Genomic DNA, 16,709 nt, shown 5'->3' with positions numbered 1-16,709 from the left:
CGCGCAGTCATCTGGAGCGGAACATGTCGATTATTGGCTGGCTCATCCTCGGACTGATCGCCGGCTTCATCGCCAGCAAGATCGTCAACAAGACCGGCTCGGGTGTGGTGCTGGACATCGTGCTCGGCATCGTCGGCGCCGTGGTCGGTGGCTGGCTGTTCAGCGCCTTCGGCGGGGCCGGTGTGACCGGCTTCAACATCTACAGCATGATCGTGGCCGTGATCGGCGCGATCATCGTGTTGCTGATCTACCACGCAGTAGCCGGGCGGCGGGCCGTCTGAGGGCGGCCGGGGGCCGCGCGCCCCCGGCGGGCCGCAACCAGAACCCTGCAGGCAAGTTTCCCAGCAGATCTCCGGAGAAGACACGGACATGGACGAGAACAAGATCGAAGGCACGGCCCGGAACCTCGGCGGCAAGGCCGAGGAAGCCGTCGGCAAGGTGACCGGCGATGCCAAGACCCAGGCCGAGGGCAAGGCCGACCAGCTCTCCGGCAAGGCCCAGAAGGCCTATGGCGACGCCAAGGACGCCGTCTCCGATGCCGCGGACAGCGCGAAGGAGGGGGCCGCCAGGCTCTCCGAGAAGGCGGGCGAGGGCTATGAGCAGGCCAAGGCCGCGGTGAGCGACGCGGCGGAAGGGGCGAGTGGCGAGATCGCCCGCCTCCGCGCCCAGGTCGAGGAACTGATGCGCGAACGCGTGAAGCCCGCGCTGAGCGACGCCGCCCACAAGGCCAGCGACTATGCCCACCAGGCGCGGGACACGATCGGCGAGAAGGCGGGCCAGGCCGGCGAGACGATCAAGGAACGCCCGCTGCTCTCCCTGGCCATCGTCGGGGTGCTGGGCTTCGTCATCGGCCGGCTGACCTCCGACCGGCTCTGATCCTTCCCCCATGACAGTACGATCCGGCGCCCGGGGGTATCCTCCGGGCGCCGGACCCGTTTAGGGGAGGCTCAGCCTGCCATGACCACCTGTGGCCCCCTGACCGGATCGCCGAGGCGGGTCCGGGCAGTCTCCTCGCCACGCAGGCGCGACAGGAGTTCCACCCGGCGCTTGCGGGCATGGGCGAGATGCCGTTCCCGCACCGGGCCATAGCCGCGGATCTGCTCCGGCAGGGCGGCAAGTTCCACCGCCACGGCGTGGTTATGCGGGTTGAGGCGGCGCAGCACCTCCTCCATGTCCTGCTCGTACCCGGCCAGGATCTCCCGGTGCAGGCGCCCGTCGGCGCTGTGACGGAAGGGATCGAGCACCGTGCCGCGCAAGCGGCGCATCCGCGCCAGGACGCGCAGCGCACGCAACATCCAGGGACCGTAGCTCCGCTTGCGCGGCTCGCCGGTCTCCGGGTCCTTCCGCGCCCAGAGCGGCGGCGCCAGGTGGAAGTTCAGGCGCCAGCCGCCCTCGAACTGCTCCTCGATACGGCGGAGGAAGCTGGTCTCGGTGAAGAGCCGCGCCACCTCGAACTCGTCCTTGAAGGCGAGGAGCTTGTGATGATAGCGCGCCACCGCCTCGGCCAGCTCGCCATGGCCCGGCACGCGTTCCGCCTCCGCCGCCCTGATCCGCGCCACGAGCTCCCTGTAGCGGCGGGCATAGGCGGCATCCTGGTAGGAGGTGAGCTCCTTCACCCGGCGCTCCACCCGCTCCTCCAGCGTGGCGGAGAGGTGCAGCGAGGGCACGTGGCGCTCCGGCGGATCGGCGGCGCGCTCCACCGCCTCCAGGTCCAGCACCGCCTGCCGGCCCCACTGGAAGGCGTTCTGGTTCATCGCCACCGCGGCGCCGTTCATCTCGATCGCTTTGAGGATCGAGCCGGCCTCCAGCGGGATCAGCCCCTTCTGGTAGGCATAGCCCACCATGAAGAGATTGGTGGCGATGGAATCGCCCAGCAACGCGGTGGCGAGCCGCGTGGCACCGACGAAGCCCGCCGCGCCCTCGCCGCCGCAGGCTTCGGCGATCTGCCGCTCCATCTCCGCGAGCGGGAATTGCGGGTCGCGGTGCCGCGCCACGTCGCCGCTGCGCGCCTGCGCCGCGAAGCCACGCACGAAGTCGCTGGTGACGGAGAAGTCGCTGTTCACCACGGCGCGGGTGAGGCCGGCGCGCATCCGCGTCAGGCTTTCCTCCGCCGCGGCCACGACGATGTCGCAGCCCAGCACGAGATGCGCCTCCCCGGCGGCGAGGCGGGCGGCGTGGATCTCCTCCTGCCGCGCGGCGATGCGCAGATGCGACCAGACCGGCCCGCCCTTCTGCGCCAGCCCGGCCATGTCGAGGGCGGAGATGCCCTTGCCCTCCAGCGTCGCCGCCGTGCCGAGCAGGGCGCCGATGGTGACGACGCCGGTGCCGCCCACGCCGGTCACGAGGATGCCATAAGGTTCGCGCAGCGCCGGCTTCGGCGGCTCGGGCAGGTCCGCCCAGGAGCGGCTGCTGGCGGCGGCTTCCGCCGGGGCGGCGGGCGCATCCCCCTTGCCCTCCACCGAGGTCTGGCCGCCCGAGGCACCCAGCCCGCCGATCGGGGCCAGCGCCTTGCCCTTGCGCAACCGCCCGCCCTCCACCGTGACGAAGGAGGGGCAGAAGCCGTCGAGGCAGGAGAAATCCTTGTTGCAGGAGGACTGGTCGATCTGCCGCTTGCGGCCGAACTCCGTTTCCACCGGCACCACGGACATGCAGTTGGACTTGGCCGAGCAGTCGCCACAGCCCTCGCAGACGCGCTCGTTGATCACCACGCGGCGCGCCGGGTCGGCCATCAGCTTGCGCTTGCGGCGGCGGCGCTTCTCGGCGGCGCAGGTCTGGTCATAGACCAGCACGGAGACGCCGGGATATTCACGCAGGTCGCGCTGCACCCGGTCCAGCGCATGGCGCTCGAACAGCGGCACGTCCTTCGGCAGCGTCACGCCGTCATAGCGGGCGAGGTCGTCCACCACGACGACCACACGCTCCACGCCCTCGGCCCGCACCTGCGCCACGATCTGCGGCACGGTGAGCGTGCCTTCCACCGGCTGGCCGCCGGTCATCGCCACCGCGTCGTTGAAAAGGATCTTGTAGGTGATCGGCACGCCCGCCGTGACCGCCTGCCGGATCGCGAGCAGGCCGGAATGCGAATACGTGCCGTCGCCGAGATTGGCGAAGACGTGCTTTGTCTCGGTGAAGGGCGCCTGCCCGATCCAGGCCACGCCCTCGCCTCCCATATGGGAGAAGGTCTGCGTGCTTTCGGCGCGCAGCCAGGTGGCCATGTAGTGGCAGCCGATCCCCGCCAGCGCCCGGCTGCCCTCCGGCACCACGGTGGAGGTGTTGTGCGGGCAGCCGGAGCAGTAATGCGGCACGCGCTGCGCCGTGGTGCGCGGGCGGGCGAGGGATTCCTCCTTCGCCGCCAGGAAGGCCAGGCGCTCCCGGATGCGTTCGCCGAGGGAGAAGGGCAGATCGTGGAAGCGGCCGATGCGGCGGGCGATGACGCGGGCGATCAGCGCCGGCGTCAGCTCGCCCGCGGCGGGAAGCTGCCAGTCATGCACAGGCAGCTCCCACTCGCCCTTCTCGTCATACTTGCCGATGACGCGCGGGCGCACATCCTCGCGCCAGTTGTAGAGCTGTTCCTTGAGCTGGTACTCGATGACCTGCCGCTTCTCCTCGACGACGAGGATCTCCTCCAGCCCCTCGGCGAAGTGCCGCACGCCCTCGGCATCCAGCGGCCAGGGCATGCCGACCTTGAAGACGCGCAGCCCGATCGCGGCGGCCTGGGCATCATCGATGCCGAGCTGGTCCAGCGCCTGCCGCACGTCGAGATAGGACTTGCCCGTGGTGACGATGCCCAGCCGCGCGCGGGGGCTGTCGATCGCCACATGGTTCAGCCCGTTCAGCCGCGCATAGGCCATGGCGGCATAGGCCTTGTGGCGCTGCAGCCGCATCTCCTGTGCCAGCGGCGAATCCGGCCAGCGGATGCCGAGCCCGTCGGGCGGCAACGGGAAGTCCTCCGGGATCCGCGTGGCGACGCGGAAGGGATCGAGCGAGATGCCGGAGGAGGTTTCCACCGTATCCGCCACGACCTTCAGCGCCACCCAGCAGCCGGAGAAGCGCGACATGGCCCAGCCATGCAGGCCGAAATCCAGGATCTCCTGCACCCCGGCCGGATTCAGCACCGGCATCATGGCGGCGGCGAAGATATGGTCGCTCTGATGCGGCAGGGAGGAGGATTTGGCGCCGTGGTCGTCGCCCACCACGGCGATGACGCCGCCAAAGGGCGAGGTGCCGGCGGCATTGGCATGCTTGAACACGTCCATGGTGCGGTCGGCGCCGGGGCCCTTGCCGTACCACATGCCGAAGACACCGGCATGCTTCGCGCCGGGAAAGAGGTTGACCTGCTGCGTGCCCCAGACGGCGGTGGCGGCGAGATCCTCGTTGAGCCCGGGCTGGAAGTGGATGCGGTGCTCCTCCAGCGCCTTGCGGGTTTTCCACAGGGCCTGATCCAGCCCGCCCAGGGGCGAGCCACGATAGCCCGAGATGAAGCCCGCCGTGTCGAGCCCGGCCGCGGCATCGCGCTCGCGCTGCAGCATCGGAAGCTGCACCAGCGCCTGGATGCCGGAAAGGTAGCGGAGCCCCGTGGGCTTTCCCTGGGCCGGGGCGGCTGCGGGAAGCGGCGCGTCAAGCATGGCGCCGGTCTCCACCGGCCAGGAATCCTCCCCTGGCGGCAAGAGGTGAAACGCGGGCGACAGATCGCTGCATGGACGCCTCTCCTGCTTCTTTTGACTTTTATCTTACAGCGGTATTTCTCATCTTTCGTTGCGTCGACCCGCCTCTGGCGGGAAGATCGGGCATGGTTCTTCCCTCCGGAGCCAATTCGGCGATTGGAATATGCGCATAGCCCTGGATGCCATCGACCTGCGGCTTCTTGCCGCATTGCAGCGCGACGCCTCGCTCTCCAGCACCGAACTGGCCGAGCAGGTCGGGCTTTCCCAGGCGCCCTGCTGGCGCCGCGTGCGGCGGCTGGAGGAAGCGGGGCTGGTGCGGCGCCGCGTGGCACTACTGGACCGGAAGCTGCTTGGTCTGGAGCTGATGATCTTCGCCCAGGTGAAGCTCGCCACCCATGGCCGCGACACGCTGCCGGGATTCGAGGAGGCGGTGCGGCGCCGGCCAGAGGTGCTGGACTGTTTCTCGCTGCTGGGCGGGACGGACTACCTGCTGCGGATCGTGGTGCCGGATGTCGATGCCTATGAGCGTCTCTACCGCCACCACCTGTCGCAGCTTCCCGGCGTGCGCGAGATCATCTCCAGCATCGTGATGTCGGAGATCAAGACGACGACGGAGCTTCCGCTGCCGGGTCCGCAAGCCCTGGTGCCATGACGCCGTCGCCGGTATCCGGCCCCGGGCGGAGGCTTGCCCCCGGGGCCAGCCACAGGCGCACCGTCTCAGGCCAGATCCCGAATCCGCCGCATCACCCGGGCGAAGCGGGTGGCGATCTCGGCCTGACGGTGGTGCACCCCGTCGCGCACCACCCAGCACCCGCCAGCCATCACGTCGCGGACCGGCGTGGTGTTGCCGGAAAAAACCCAGGCATCCAGCAGCGCGTCGCCCTCCCGTCCGACCAGGGCCGGGTGCTCCGTGTCCAGCACCAGGAGATCGGCGCGGCAGCCCGGCGCGAGGCGCCCCATGGGCTGGCCCAGCGCCTGGGCGCCGCCCCGCGCCGCGCGTTCCAGCAGGGCGAGGCCCACCGAGGCGCCGGCCCGCGTCTCGGTGACGTTGCGGGCGCGATGGCGCAGGCGCTGGACGTATTCCATCCAGCGCAACTCCTCGATGGGGCTGGTGGAGACGTTGCTGTCCGTGCCGATGCCGAAGCGCCCGCCGGCGGCGGCGAAATCCGGCAGGGGAAAGAAGCCGTCGCCGAGATTGGCCTCGGTGGTGGGGCAGAGACCGGCCACGGCGCCGCTCCGTGCCAGGGCCAGGGTTTCCGCCGGATCGGCATGCGTGGCATGGATCAGGCACCAGCGCGCATCCACCGGCGCATGGCCGAGCAGCCATTGCACCGGGCGCTGGCCGCTCCAGGCGAGGCAGTCCTCGACCTCCTTCACCTGTTCCGCGACATGGATATGGATGGGCGTGCCGGGGCCCAGCTCCGCCGCGAGCGCCAGGCTGGCGGAGAGTTCCTCCGGCGTCACGGCGCGCAGCGAATGCGGCGCCACGCCGGCCGTCACACCGGGCCAGGAGGCGGCCTCCCGGCAGATCGCCGCCCAGGTCTCGACCGGCAGGACGAAGCGCCGCTGCCCCGGCGCCGGCTCCGCCCCGCCGAACTGGCTGTGGCGGTAGAGCACCGGCAGCAGGGTCAGCCCGATCCCCGCCACCCCGGCCGCCGCAGCGATGCGCCGCGCCATCTCCGCCGGATCGGCATAGGGCGTGCCGTCCGGCGCATTGTGCAGGTAGTGGAACTCCGCCACGGCGGTGTAGCCCTGGCGCAGGCATTCCGCGTAGAGCTGCGCCGCGATGGCCTCGACATCCTCCGGCGTCAGCACGGCGAGGAAGCGGTACATCACCTCGCGCCAGCGCCAGAAATTGTCGCCCTCCGGCCCGGCGCGCTCGGCCAGCCCCGCCATGGCGCGCTGGAAGGCATGGGAGTGCAGGTTGGGCATCCCCGGCACGACGAGGCCGGACAGGCGCTCGTCGCCTTCCGCCGCCTCGCTCTCCGCGGCCACGCCCGCGATGCACCCCTCCGTATCGAGCGTGATGGCGACGTCGCGACGGATCTCGCCGTCCAGCAAGGCGGCTTCGGCCAGAAGGCGCATCACTTTCCTCCCCGGACGCGGCTGTGGAGCGGGTTGAAGCCCAGGCGGTAGACCAGCTCCGCCGGCCGCTCGATGTCCCAGATGGCGAGGTCGCAGCGCTTGCCCGCCTCCAGCGTGCCGATCCGGTCCAGCAGGCCCAGCGCCCGCGCCGCCTCGCGCGTCACCCCGGCCAGGCATTCCGGCACGGTCAGGCGGAACAGCACCGCCGCCATGTTCATCGCCAGCAGGATCGAGGTGAGCGGCGAACTTCCCGGATTGCAGTCCGTTGCCACGGCGATGTGGGCGCCATGCCGCCGCAGCGCCTTGACCGGCGGGCGGCTGGTCTCGCGCAGCGTATAGGCGGCGCCGGGCAGCAGCACCGCCACGGTGCCCGCGCGTGCCAGGGCGTCGGCCCCCGCCTCGTCCGCGCATTCCAGGTGATCCGCCGAGAGCGCCCCCCAGCGTGCCGCCAGCGCCGCCCCGCCACCATTCTCCAACTGGTCGGCATGCAGCTTCACCGGCAGGCCATGGGCCCGCGCGGCGGCGAAGACCCGTTCAGTCTGCGCGGCGGAGAAGGCAATGCTCTCGTGGAACACATCCACCGCATCGGCCAGCCCGGACGCCGCCACGGCGGGTAGCATCGTGCCGCAGACCAGGGTGGTGTAGTCCTCCGCCTCCATCCCCGGCGGCACCGCATGGGCGCCGAGGAAGCTGGTGGCCACGCCGACATCGCGCGCCGCGCCCAGCCGCCGCGCGGCGCGCAGCATCCGCAGCTCGGTCTCCGTCTCCAGCCCATAGCCGGACTTCACCTCCACCGTGGTCACGCCCTCGGCGAGCAGGCGGTCGAGCCGGGGCAGGGCGCCTGCCACCAGCGCGTCCTCATCCGCCGCCCGCGTGGCGCGCACGGTGGACAGGATGCCGCCCCCGGCGCGGGCGATCTCGGCATAGGTGGCGCCGGCGAGCCGTGCCTCGAACTCCGCCGCGCGGTCGCCGCCATGGACGAGATGGGTGTGGCAATCCACCAGCCCTGGCGTGACCCAGCGGCCTTCCAGGCGCAGGACCTCCCCGGCCTCCCAGCCGGAGGGAAGCCCGTCCTCCGGCCCCGCGAAGGCGATCCGCCCGTCCCGGCTGGCGATGGCGCCCCGCTCCACCACGCCGCAGCCCGCCAGGGTGGCGGCCTCTCCCGCAGCCGCGCCACGGCTGTCCGGCGCCATGGTCAGCAGCCTGCCCCCCAGCCACACGCGATCGAAACGGCGCCCTTCGGTCATCGCATCCTGTCCTTTCCCCCTGGAACACCGCCCGGGCCCCGGCCCTGCGCCCCCGCCCTGGAGTGGCGAGGACCTGGAAAGGGGAAGCTAGAGCATTTCCGGCCCGCCGGCCTCCTCCCGGCCCATGCCGCGGGAGGCTGCCTGACACAGGCAGGGACAGATCGCGGGTGACAGGGTGACAATACGGCCCTCGCGTCGTTACGGGGTAAAAACGCAGGCCCGCCTCTTGCGGGGCCGCCGCAAGGGGAGGAACGACCGGCATGCGCATCGTCGAGAATCTCGTCGATATCACGGTCTTCGCCCGGGTCGCCGAGATGGGCAGCCTGACCGCGGCGGCCCGTGAGCTCGGCATGTCGCTGCCGGTCGTCAGCAAGCGCCTGGCGCGGCTGGAGCAGCGCCTCGGCATGCGGCTGGTGAGCCGCACCACACGGCATCTCGCCCTCACCGAGGATGGGCGCGACTTCCAGGCCCATTGCCGGCGGATCCTGGCCCAGATCGACGAGATGGAGGCTGCCCTGGCCCTGCGCCGGGGCGAGGTGATCGGGCAGTTGCGCATCACCTCCACCGTCGCCTTCGGGACGCGCATCCTGGCTCCCCTGATCGCGGAGTTCCTGTGCCTGCACCCGGCAATGCGCATCCACCTCGCCGCCACGGATACGATGGTGGACCTGATGACCGGTGGCTTCGACCTGGCCATCCGCTTCGGTGCCATGCCCGATTCCCAGATCCTGGCGCATCCGCTCGCCCCGAACCACCGCGTCGTCTGCGGCGCCCCCGCCTATCTGGCGCGGCGGGGCCAGCCGGCGCATCCGCGGGATCTGGAGCAGCATGACTGCATCCTGTCCGGCGACGCGCCCCAGGACCACTGGCGCTTCCGGTCGCGGGAGGGCGAGGAGGTACCGGTGCAGGTCACGGGCGTGGCCAGCGCCGACCATGGCGAGGTCGCCCAGGCCCTTGCCCTGGCCGGGGCCGGGCTGCTGGTGAAATCCATCTGGGAGGTCGGGCCGGAGGTGAAGCAGGGGAGGTTGCAGATCGTCCTGCCCGGCTGGCACGTCCCCGGGCCGCCCTTGCAGGCGGTGCACGCGCATGGGCGCCTCGCCACACCCCGGCTCAGCCTCTTCCTGGATTTCCTGCGCGGGAAGCTTCGCACCGGCTGGCCCTGGGACGATCTGGCGGCGGCGGGCAGCAGCCCTGAGCCCCGCGAGCGGCCGCCCCTCAGCCGCGCCGGCCGAGGGGCAGGCTGCCGGAAGCCTTGAGCCGGTCGAGCACGATGGAGGAGCGGACCCGCGCCACACTCTCATGCGGCAGCAGCACGTCATTCACCAGCACCGAGAGGCCCTTGAGGTCCGGCACCACCGCCTTGATCAGGTAGTCGGCATCGCCGGTCATGGCATAGGCTTCCTGCACCTCCTCCAGCCGCGAGACGAGGTCGCGGAAGCGGCGCGCATTGTCGCCGCTGTGGCTGGCCAGCGTGACCTGGATGAAGACCAGCAGGTGCAGCCCCAGCCGCTCCGCATCCAGCTCGGCATGGTAGCCGCGGATCAGTCCGGCCGCCTCCAGCGCCGCCCGTCGGCGCGAGCATTGCGAGGCGGACAGGCCGATCCGCTCCCCGACCTGCTGGTTGGTCAGCCGCGCATCCTCCTGCAAAGCCCGCAGCAGGCGGAGGTCGAGCGCATCCATGGAGGGAGATTCGTGCATGAATGCGGATCTTCGCGCATGAATCGTGCATCGGTAAAGGGCTGTCGGCGCGGCTTCGCAAGCAGCTTGCGCCTTCCCGGCGGCACACTCCGTGTCAGAACGGAGGATATCCAGGAATGGGACCTTTCCCGCATGACGCGCCGCGTGCCGAGATCAGCGCGCAGAACCCGATGGGCACGGACGGCTTCGGCTTCGTCGAATACGCGCATCCGGAGCCGGAGAAGCTGCACGCCCTGTTCCGCCAGATGGGCTTCAGCGCCGTCGCGAAGCACAGGACGAAGCGCAGCACCCTCTACCGCCAGGGCGACATCAACTACCTGCTGACCGAGGAGCCCGGCAGCCACGCCACGCGTTTCGCGGCCAGCCATGGGCCGAGCGTGCCGTCCATGGCCTTCCGCGTGGTGGACGCACAGCACGCCTATCGCCGCGCGCTGGAACTGGGTGCGGAGCCGGCCGACCCCGCCGATGGCGCGAAGACCATCGGCATCCCGGCGATCAAGGGCATCGGCGGGTCCTTGCTCTACTTCATCGACCGGTATGGCGAGAACGGCTCGGTCTATGACGCCGAGTTCGACTGGCTGGGCGAGCGCGAGCCCTTCCCGAAGGGGGCCGGGCTCTTCTACATCGACCACCTGACGCACAATGTCTATCGCGGCCGGATGGACCACTGGTACGCGTTCTACAGCAAGCTCTTCAACTTCCGGCAGATCCGCTACTTCGACATCAAGGGCGAGTACACGGGCCTCTTCTCCCGCGCGCTGACCAGCCCCGACGGGCGCATCCGCATCCCGCTGAACGAGAGCGCCGACGACGAGAGCCAGATCGAAGAATACCTGCGCGCCTACAAGGGCGAGGGCATCCAGCACATCGCCTGTGGCTGCAACGACATCTACGGCACGATCGAGGGGCTGCGGGAGGCCGGGCTGAGCTTCATGCCCGCGCCGCCCGACACCTATTACGAGAAGGTGGACGCGCGCCTGCCAGGCCATGGCGAGGACCTCGCCCGGCTGAAGAGGAACGGCATCCTGGTGGATGGCGAAGGCGTGGTGGAGCACAAGAAGGCGCGGCTGCTGCTGCAGATCTTCTCCGGCAACGTCATCGGCCCGGTCTTCTTCGAGTTCATCGAGCGCAAGGGCGATGACGGCTTCGGCGAAGGCAATTTCCGCGCCCTGTTCGAGAGCATCGAGGAAGACCAGCTCCGCCGCGGCGTCCTCTCCGCGGCACACGCGGCGACCTGATCCGGGCGGCAGTCTCGCTCGCCGTCGCGCTTCGTGGCGACCCGCCGGGGGAGAGGCCCTGCCTCTCCCGCCGGACCCCGGGCTTTCGTTGGCGCTGGTGGTGGCCGTCAGCCTGGCGCCCCATCCCTGAGAGCAGGCGGATCAGCAGGGCTCCCGTAAAGAAGAAAAACACCTTCTCCGCGCTGGCGGCACCCGTGGTCGCCGGAGAGCGATGCTCTCCGGCGCGATCCGGTGTCAGCAGGCGCCAACGAACGGAAGGTCCAGGGTCAAACGTATACGTTTGACCAGTTTCCTGGCTGATAAGGGGGTCCGGGGGGTCGACGCACTGCGTCGACGGCGGAGCCTTGTCCCCCGGAGGGACAGAACAACGCCGGAACGACGCTCAGCGCCGGCGCCAGATCCAGTAGCGCGGGTGGCGGCCTTCGCGATGGGCCTTGGCCTCGTAGCGGGTGCCGGGCCAGTCGGCGGGGCGTTCCCAGACATCGAGCACGGGCTCGAACAGATCCTGCGGCGCGAAGACCTCCTCGACCCAGGCCTGATAGACCGGGTGGTCGCTGGCCATGCGCCATTCGCCACCGGGGCGCAGCACGCGGGCCACGAGGGGCAGCATGGCGGGATGGACGAAGCGCCGCTTGGCGTGGCGGGACTTCGGCCAGGGATCGGGGAACATCAGGTAGAGGCGGGAGAGCGCCCCTTCCGGCAGGTTGGCCAGGAGGTGGCGCGCATCGCGCGTCCAGAGGCGGAGATTGGGCAGGCCAGGGGCCGCCGCTTCCTCTCCCTCCGGCACCAGCCGGGACAGGAGGGCGCAGATGCCGTTCTCGAAAACCTCGGAAGCGATCAGCCCGGTTCGCGGATTGGCACGGGCCAGAGCCTCTGCATGCTCGCCGCCACCGAAGCCGACCTCGGCCCAGATCTCCTCCGGCCGGGCCGCGAAAAGCGCGCCCGGATCGGCAAGGCGGCCGGGATCGGCGGAAAGGCGCGGCGCCGCGAGCTGCAGCAGCCGCTCCTGCCTCGCCCGCAGCGGATGCCCCCGGCGCCGGCCATAGAGCCGGTTGGGAACACCCTCGACGGGCGGGTCATGCGGGTCCGCGGCCCCGGAGGCGGGGTCCGCGACCCCGTCCTCCAGGACCGGGGCCGTCATCTCAGCGGCCGAAGGCGCGCTTGAGGTCGCTGGCGATATCCGTCCGCTCCCAGGTGAAGGTGCCCTTGTCCTCGTCCGGGGTGCGGCCGAAATGGCCATAGGCCGAGGTCGGCACATAGATCGCCCGGTTGAGCTGCAGGTGCTCCCGGATGCCGCGCGGCGTCAGGTTCACCATCTCGTTCACGACCTTGGCCAGCTTCGTCTCGTCGATGTCGCGGCCGGTGCCGTGCAGGTCGAAATAGACCGAGAGCGGCTTGCTCACGCCGATGGCGTAGGAGACCTGGATCGTGCACTTGTCGGCCAGGCCGGCGGCGACGACGTTCTTGGCCAGGTAGCGGCAGGCATAGGCCGCCGAGCGGTCCACCTTGGTCGGGTCCTTGCCCGAGAAGGCACCGCCGCCATGCGGAGCCGCGCCGCCATAGGTGTCCACGATGATCTTGCGGCCGGTCAGGCCGCAGTCGCCATCCGGGCCGCCGATCACGAAGGTGCCCGTCGGGTTCACGTAGAGCTCGTCCTCGGGCACCGTCCAGCCGGCGGGGAGGGAGGAGGCGACGATCGGCGCGACCAGCTCGCGGACCTGCTCCTGCGTCAGCCCATCCTCATGCTGGGTGGAGACCACCACGGAAGTGACGCCGACCGGCTTGCCATCGACATAGCGCAGCGTGACCTGGGACTTGGCGTCCGGCAGCAGGCCGGCGACCGACTTGTCGTTGTTGCGGCGCAGCTCGCTGATCCGGCGCAGGATGAGGTGCGCGTAGTACAGCGGGGCCGGCATCAGGTCGGGCGTCTCGGTGCAGGCATAGCCGAACATGATGCCCTGGTCGCCGGCGCCCTCGTCCTTGTTGCCGGAGGCGTCCACGCCCTGCGCGATATGCGCGGACTGGGCATGCAGGTGGCACTCGACATGCGCGTTGCGCCAGGAGAAGCCTTCCTGGTCATAGCCAATGTCCTGCACCGCGAGGCGGGCGAGGTGCATCAGGTATTCCGGCGTCACCGAACCGGGGCCACGGGTCTCGCCGGCCAGGATGATGCGGTTGGTGGTGACCAGCGTCTCGCACGCGACGCGCGCGTAGGGGTCCGCCGTGAGATAGGCGTCCAGGACGGTGTCGCTGATGCGGTCGGCAACCTTGTCGGGGTGGCCTTCCGAAACGGATTCGGAGGTAAAAAGGTATTCGCCCTTGTCGCGCATGGCGTGGATTCGTCCTCTTGTCGCGATTGGTTGCACGGCGCCACCCCGGGTCACCGGCGGGCGAGTGTGTTTCGCAGCCGTCCCAGGAGGGGTCAACCGAAAGCTTGGCGGGCAGTCCTGCGTCGGATGCGCGTCAAATTCCCGGCAGCCGCTCGGCTGGAGCCGGGCCTTGGGCGCAAACTGTCCTCAAAGCGTCGATCTGTCCAGAAAAAAGGACGTTTTCACGCTGCGCCGCATCAATGCGCGTAGACGAGGTTCACCCCATCGCCGAAGCGGTCGAAGGACACGCCATAGACATGGATGGACAGGGAGCGTCCCGGCAGCCGAGATTGGCCAGGCGGTGCACCAGCTTCGGGTCGGCCGGGCCATGGCTGGTCTCACCGGGGCGGCGCAGGAAGGTCGCCGCCGGGACAGGGTCGCCATCCTCCTCCAGCGTGTAGAAGCTCTCGGTCAGGATGCCGCCATGGATGCCGAGCGCGCACCAGGTGCGGTGGGCATGCACCGGGCTCATCTGCCCGGGGCGCCAGACCAGCGCCACCACGGCGTATTCCCCGGCGGGATCGGCCTGCAGCAGATGCCGGGTATAGCCCTCGGCCCGGCCCGGAAGGTGCCGGCCGAGCAGGAGCTGCGGGTCGGCCATCGCCTCGCCCAGCACCTCCGCCACCGCGGCGGGGCGCGCTTCCAGTGGCGCCCGCGCGGCCAGGGCGATCTCGGCCAGGAGACGGTCCAGGGCGGTGCGGGTCTGGGCGATGAACATGTGGCGGTGATCCTGCTCGGCATCGGACGTCCCATGCCGTCGGACGCGAGCCGACGGCGCGGGACAACCCGGACGAGTGATCCTAGGCGCAGCGGAAGGGTGGATTTTTGCCAAGTTCCGCCCGAATAGGGAGTGTCCTGGAAAATTGTACCCACAAAAGGCCGGAATTTGGATGTAAATATCGAATCGGTCGGAATGTCAGCGAAAATGATCCCGGTTGCGGCATATGGATGGGGTTTTTCTTCCCCACGCCATGGCGGTGAACACCTCTCTTTTCTTTCGGCGCTGCGTTCTCGCGTCCCGTCCCGGACCGCGCGCCGGCGGCTCACTCCTCGGCGGCGTAGTCCAGTGGAACCTCGGTGGTGGATTTCAGCTCCTCCATGGCGAACATGGAGGTGACGTCGGTGAGGTCCACGGCGGAGATCAGCCGCTTGTAGACGCCGTCATAAGCCTCGATATCCGGCACGACGGCCCGGATCAGGTAGTCGATCTCGCCGCTCATCCGATAGAAATCCACGATCTCCGGTATGTCCGCGAGAGCGCGGCGGAATCGCTCCAGCCAGGCGGCGTTGTGCTGGCTGGTGCGGATGGCGATGAAGACCGTGACGCCGACATTCAGCTTGCGGCGGTCGAGCAGCGCCACCCGCTTGCGGATCACCCCCGCCTGTTCGAGCTTCTGGATGCGCCGCCAGCAGGGGGTGGGGGAAAGCCCCGCCATCTCCGCCACCTTGGCCACGGGCAGGGTGGCATCGGCCTGCAAGGCCGCGAGAATCCGCTTGTCGAAGGCGTCCAGCACCACCCTGTCACGAGAGCTCATTCGGCGAGGTTCCATGGGCTGAGGGCTGAGGCGTCACAAGAGGCTCGCAAGCGGCCCCGCCCAGGGCAAGCAGGGGGGCGAGCGGGCGGATCAGGGATTCAGGAAGCGCATCACGCGGCCCAGCATGTCCCGCAGGTCGAAGCCGCCGGAAGGCTCGGCCGTGCCCGGTCCTTCCGGCGCACGGGCACGGAAGCGGGCCAGGGCCTCGCCCGTGCGGGACAGGTGCAGATCCGTGGGCTCGACCGAGTCCGATTCCTCCGGCACCAGTCCGGCGATCCGCACCAGGGCGCGCTCCGCCGCCGGCAGTTCGGCGGCCGCGCGCTCCACATCCTCCGCCCGCGGCGCGCAGACCACGGAGCGGCCCTCCAGACCGCAGGGCATCTCGAAGAAGCGGTTCGGCGGGAAGCGCAATTGCGCCGTGCCGGTGAAGGCCAGCAGGCCACGCCCGATCCCCTCGATCGTCAGGTCCCGCGCGGTGACGGCCGGCACCAGCCTGCCGCCACGCCGCACCACCTCCAGCGTCAGGGCGGCCTGCCCCGCGGAGGCCGGCACCGCCGGGCGCCGGTTCAGCAGGCGGCAGCTCGTCTGGTCCGTCATCCGGTCGGCGGCGCAGGTGAGGATCCAGGAGCCGATCTCCTCCGCGCCTGCCTCCGGCCTGTTCTGGGGCTGGTTCTGGAGCTGGCCCTGCGCCCCGGCCTTGCCCGCGGCAAAGGGAGCCGACAGGAAGGAGAGAAGCAGGAGCGCGGTGGGCAAGGGCCGGGTGGCGAATCCGGCGCCGGATGCGAGGCGGGGGAAAAGCGGGGCGGGCGGGCGCATCCCGGCATTATCTAGAGGCTGTTGTGGACTGATGGGAGGGCCAGATTTGCGGGATGACCCGCAAGTCCTATCCGTCCGACGTATCTGATGAGGAATGGGCGCTGGTTGCGCCCTATCTTGTGCTGCTGCCCGAGGCGGCGGGGCAGCGGCGCCACGCCTTGCGCGAGGTGTTCAACGGGCTGCGCTATGTGGTCAGGACGGGCGCGCCCTGGCGCTGGATGCCCAATGACCTGCCACCATGGGACATCGTCTACGCCCAGGCCCGGCGCTGGCTGGCGGCCGGGGTGTTCGAGGCGATCGTGCACGACCTGCGGGTCGTGCTGCGGCTGGAGGCAGGCCGCGCGGCCGAGCCGACGGCGGCGGTGCTGGACAGCCGGACGCTCCGTTCCACCCCCGAGAGTGGAGCCAGGGCGGGCTACGACGGGGCCAAGCGCAAGCGGGGCTCGAAGGTGCATGCGGCCGTCGACACGCTCGGCCACCTGCTGGCGCTGCACGTCACGCCCGCCACCGCCGACGACCGTGCCGAGGTCGGGCGCCTGGCCGACGCCGTCCAGAATGCCACCGGCGAGAGCGTCGAGATCGCCTTCGTGGACCAGGGCTATACCGGTCCGAAGCCCTCCGAGGCTGCCGCCAGGCACGGCATCCAGCTTGAGGTCGTCCGCCACCACGAGGCCAAGCGCGGCTTCGTCCTCCTGCCCAGGCGCTGGGTCATTGAGCGCTCCTTCGCCTGGGCTACCCGCTTCCGACGCCTCGTCCGCGACTATGAACGCCTCCCCGAAACACTCGCAGGCCTCCACCTCGTCGCCTTCGCTTGCCTCATGCTCAAGCACCTCACCTCAATCGCCCAGGTCCACAACAGCCTCTAGAAGTTCCCGCCCCAACATGGGAGTGGCGCATCTGGTGACGCATCTCTGGCGGGCGCGAGTCGCCAGCGAATTGACCGGAAGCTACCAGGAGACGTGTGGGGGGGGCCGGAGAGGACATCATGGGCCGCTGGTCTGCCTCACGGGGTTGCGAGTTTTCACCGGGGACCGATCCGCTCTAGTGCCTTGCCGGC

15 protein-coding genes are annotated in these 16,709 nt (G+C 70.0%); 6 read left to right on the top strand and 9 right to left on the bottom strand.

Features of this window, described 5'->3' with window-relative positions; translation table 11 throughout:
• The first annotated feature begins 23 nt into the window (after positions 1-23).
• Together MVG78_RS02615 and MVG78_RS02610 are read left to right on the top strand one after the other, a co-directional pair.
• Positions 24-281, top strand: a complete 258-nt coding sequence (locus tag MVG78_RS02615) for a GlsB/YeaQ/YmgE family stress response membrane protein (RefSeq protein WP_247557958.1) — start codon at positions 24-26, stop codon at positions 279-281.
• Positions 282-369: 88 nt separating this feature from the next.
• Positions 370-876: a CsbD family protein gene (locus MVG78_RS02610; protein WP_247557956.1), complete on the top strand. Its 507-nt coding sequence runs from the start codon at positions 370-372 to the stop codon at positions 874-876.
• Positions 877-947: 71 nt separating this feature from the next.
• On the opposite strand, the gene MVG78_RS02605 is transcribed toward MVG78_RS02610, so the two are convergent.
• Positions 948-4,625 (bottom strand): indolepyruvate ferredoxin oxidoreductase family protein, encoded by a 3,678-nt coding sequence (locus MVG78_RS02605; RefSeq protein ID WP_247557954.1) that lies wholly within the window; start codon positions 4,623-4,625, stop codon positions 948-950.
• A 202-nt stretch (positions 4,626-4,827) separates the two neighbouring features.
• Between MVG78_RS02605 and MVG78_RS02600 the strand changes: the two genes are divergently transcribed.
• Complete coding sequence (locus MVG78_RS02600; RefSeq protein WP_247557952.1) at positions 4,828-5,316, top strand: Lrp/AsnC family transcriptional regulator; 489 nt, start codon at positions 4,828-4,830, stop codon at positions 5,314-5,316.
• A gap of 65 nt (positions 5,317-5,381) precedes the next feature.
• On the opposite strand, the gene MVG78_RS02595 is transcribed toward MVG78_RS02600, so the two are convergent.
• Entirely contained in the window at positions 5,382-6,749 is a 1,368-nt protein-coding gene (locus MVG78_RS02595; protein ID WP_247557950.1) for a formimidoylglutamate deiminase, read from the bottom strand.
• Positions 6,749-7,996 carry an imidazolonepropionase gene (hutI, locus tag MVG78_RS02590; protein ID WP_247557948.1) on the bottom strand — a complete coding sequence of 416 codons (1,248 nt, stop codon included), beginning with the start codon at positions 7,994-7,996 and terminating at the stop codon, positions 6,749-6,751. Before hutI ends, MVG78_RS02595 begins: the two co-directional genes overlap by 1 nt.
• Before the next feature lie 260 nt (positions 7,997-8,256).
• Between hutI and MVG78_RS02585 the strand changes: the two genes are divergently transcribed.
• Entirely contained in the window at positions 8,257-9,252 is a 996-nt protein-coding gene (locus tag MVG78_RS02585; protein WP_247557946.1) for a LysR family transcriptional regulator, read from the top strand.
• Here the strand turns inward: MVG78_RS02585 and MVG78_RS02580 are convergent.
• Entirely contained in the window at positions 9,212-9,694 is a 483-nt protein-coding gene (locus tag MVG78_RS02580) for an Lrp/AsnC family transcriptional regulator (RefSeq protein ID WP_247557945.1), read from the bottom strand. The genes MVG78_RS02585 and MVG78_RS02580 overlap by 41 nt on opposite strands.
• Before the next feature lie 116 nt (positions 9,695-9,810).
• Here MVG78_RS02580 and hppD point away from each other — a divergent pair, with 116 nt between their 5' ends.
• Positions 9,811-10,932 carry a 4-hydroxyphenylpyruvate dioxygenase gene (gene hppD / locus MVG78_RS02575; RefSeq protein ID WP_247557943.1) on the top strand — a complete coding sequence of 374 codons (1,122 nt, stop codon included), beginning with the start codon at positions 9,811-9,813 and terminating at the stop codon, positions 10,930-10,932.
• A gap of 382 nt (positions 10,933-11,314) precedes the next feature.
• Here hppD and trmB read toward each other — a convergent pair whose 3' ends face one another.
• The 5 genes from trmB to MVG78_RS02550 all read right to left on the bottom strand — a co-directional run bounded on the left by trmB (position 11,315) and on the right by MVG78_RS02550 (position 15,589).
• On the bottom strand, positions 11,315-12,073 hold the full coding sequence (gene trmB, locus MVG78_RS02570) for a tRNA (guanine(46)-N(7))-methyltransferase TrmB (RefSeq protein ID WP_247557942.1): 759 nt from the start codon (positions 12,071-12,073) through the stop codon (positions 11,315-11,317).
• A 1-nt stretch (position 12,074) separates the two neighbouring features.
• Positions 12,075-13,262: a methionine adenosyltransferase gene (gene metK, locus MVG78_RS02565; RefSeq protein ID WP_247557940.1), complete on the bottom strand. Its 1,188-nt coding sequence runs from the start codon at positions 13,260-13,262 to the stop codon at positions 12,075-12,077.
• A gap of 256 nt (positions 13,263-13,518) precedes the next feature.
• Positions 13,519-14,019 carry a cysteine dioxygenase family protein gene (locus MVG78_RS02560; RefSeq protein WP_247557939.1) on the bottom strand — a complete coding sequence of 167 codons (501 nt, stop codon included), beginning with the start codon at positions 14,017-14,019 and terminating at the stop codon, positions 13,519-13,521.
• Positions 14,020-14,344: 325 nt separating this feature from the next.
• The gene (locus tag MVG78_RS02555; RefSeq protein ID WP_247557937.1) at positions 14,345-14,836 is read right to left on the bottom strand and encodes an Lrp/AsnC family transcriptional regulator; all 492 of its coding nucleotides are present in this window, start codon (positions 14,834-14,836) and stop codon (positions 14,345-14,347) included.
• A gap of 90 nt (positions 14,837-14,926) precedes the next feature.
• Positions 14,927-15,589: a hypothetical protein gene (locus MVG78_RS02550; protein ID WP_247557935.1), complete on the bottom strand. Its 663-nt coding sequence runs from the start codon at positions 15,587-15,589 to the stop codon at positions 14,927-14,929.
• 116 nt (positions 15,590-15,705) lie between these two features.
• Here MVG78_RS02550 and MVG78_RS02545 point away from each other — a divergent pair, with 116 nt between their 5' ends.
• Entirely contained in the window at positions 15,706-16,518 is an 813-nt protein-coding gene (locus MVG78_RS02545; RefSeq protein WP_247557933.1) for an IS5 family transposase, read from the top strand.
• Positions 16,519-16,709: the final 191 nt, after the last annotated feature.

This window comes from Roseomonas gilardii subsp. gilardii (assembly GCF_023078375.1).
Taxonomy (GTDB): domain Bacteria; phylum Pseudomonadota; class Alphaproteobacteria; order Acetobacterales; family Acetobacteraceae; genus Roseomonas; species Roseomonas gilardii.
The sequence above is the reverse complement of the archived record's forward strand: the minus strand, read 5'-3'. Positions and strand labels throughout refer to the sequence as shown.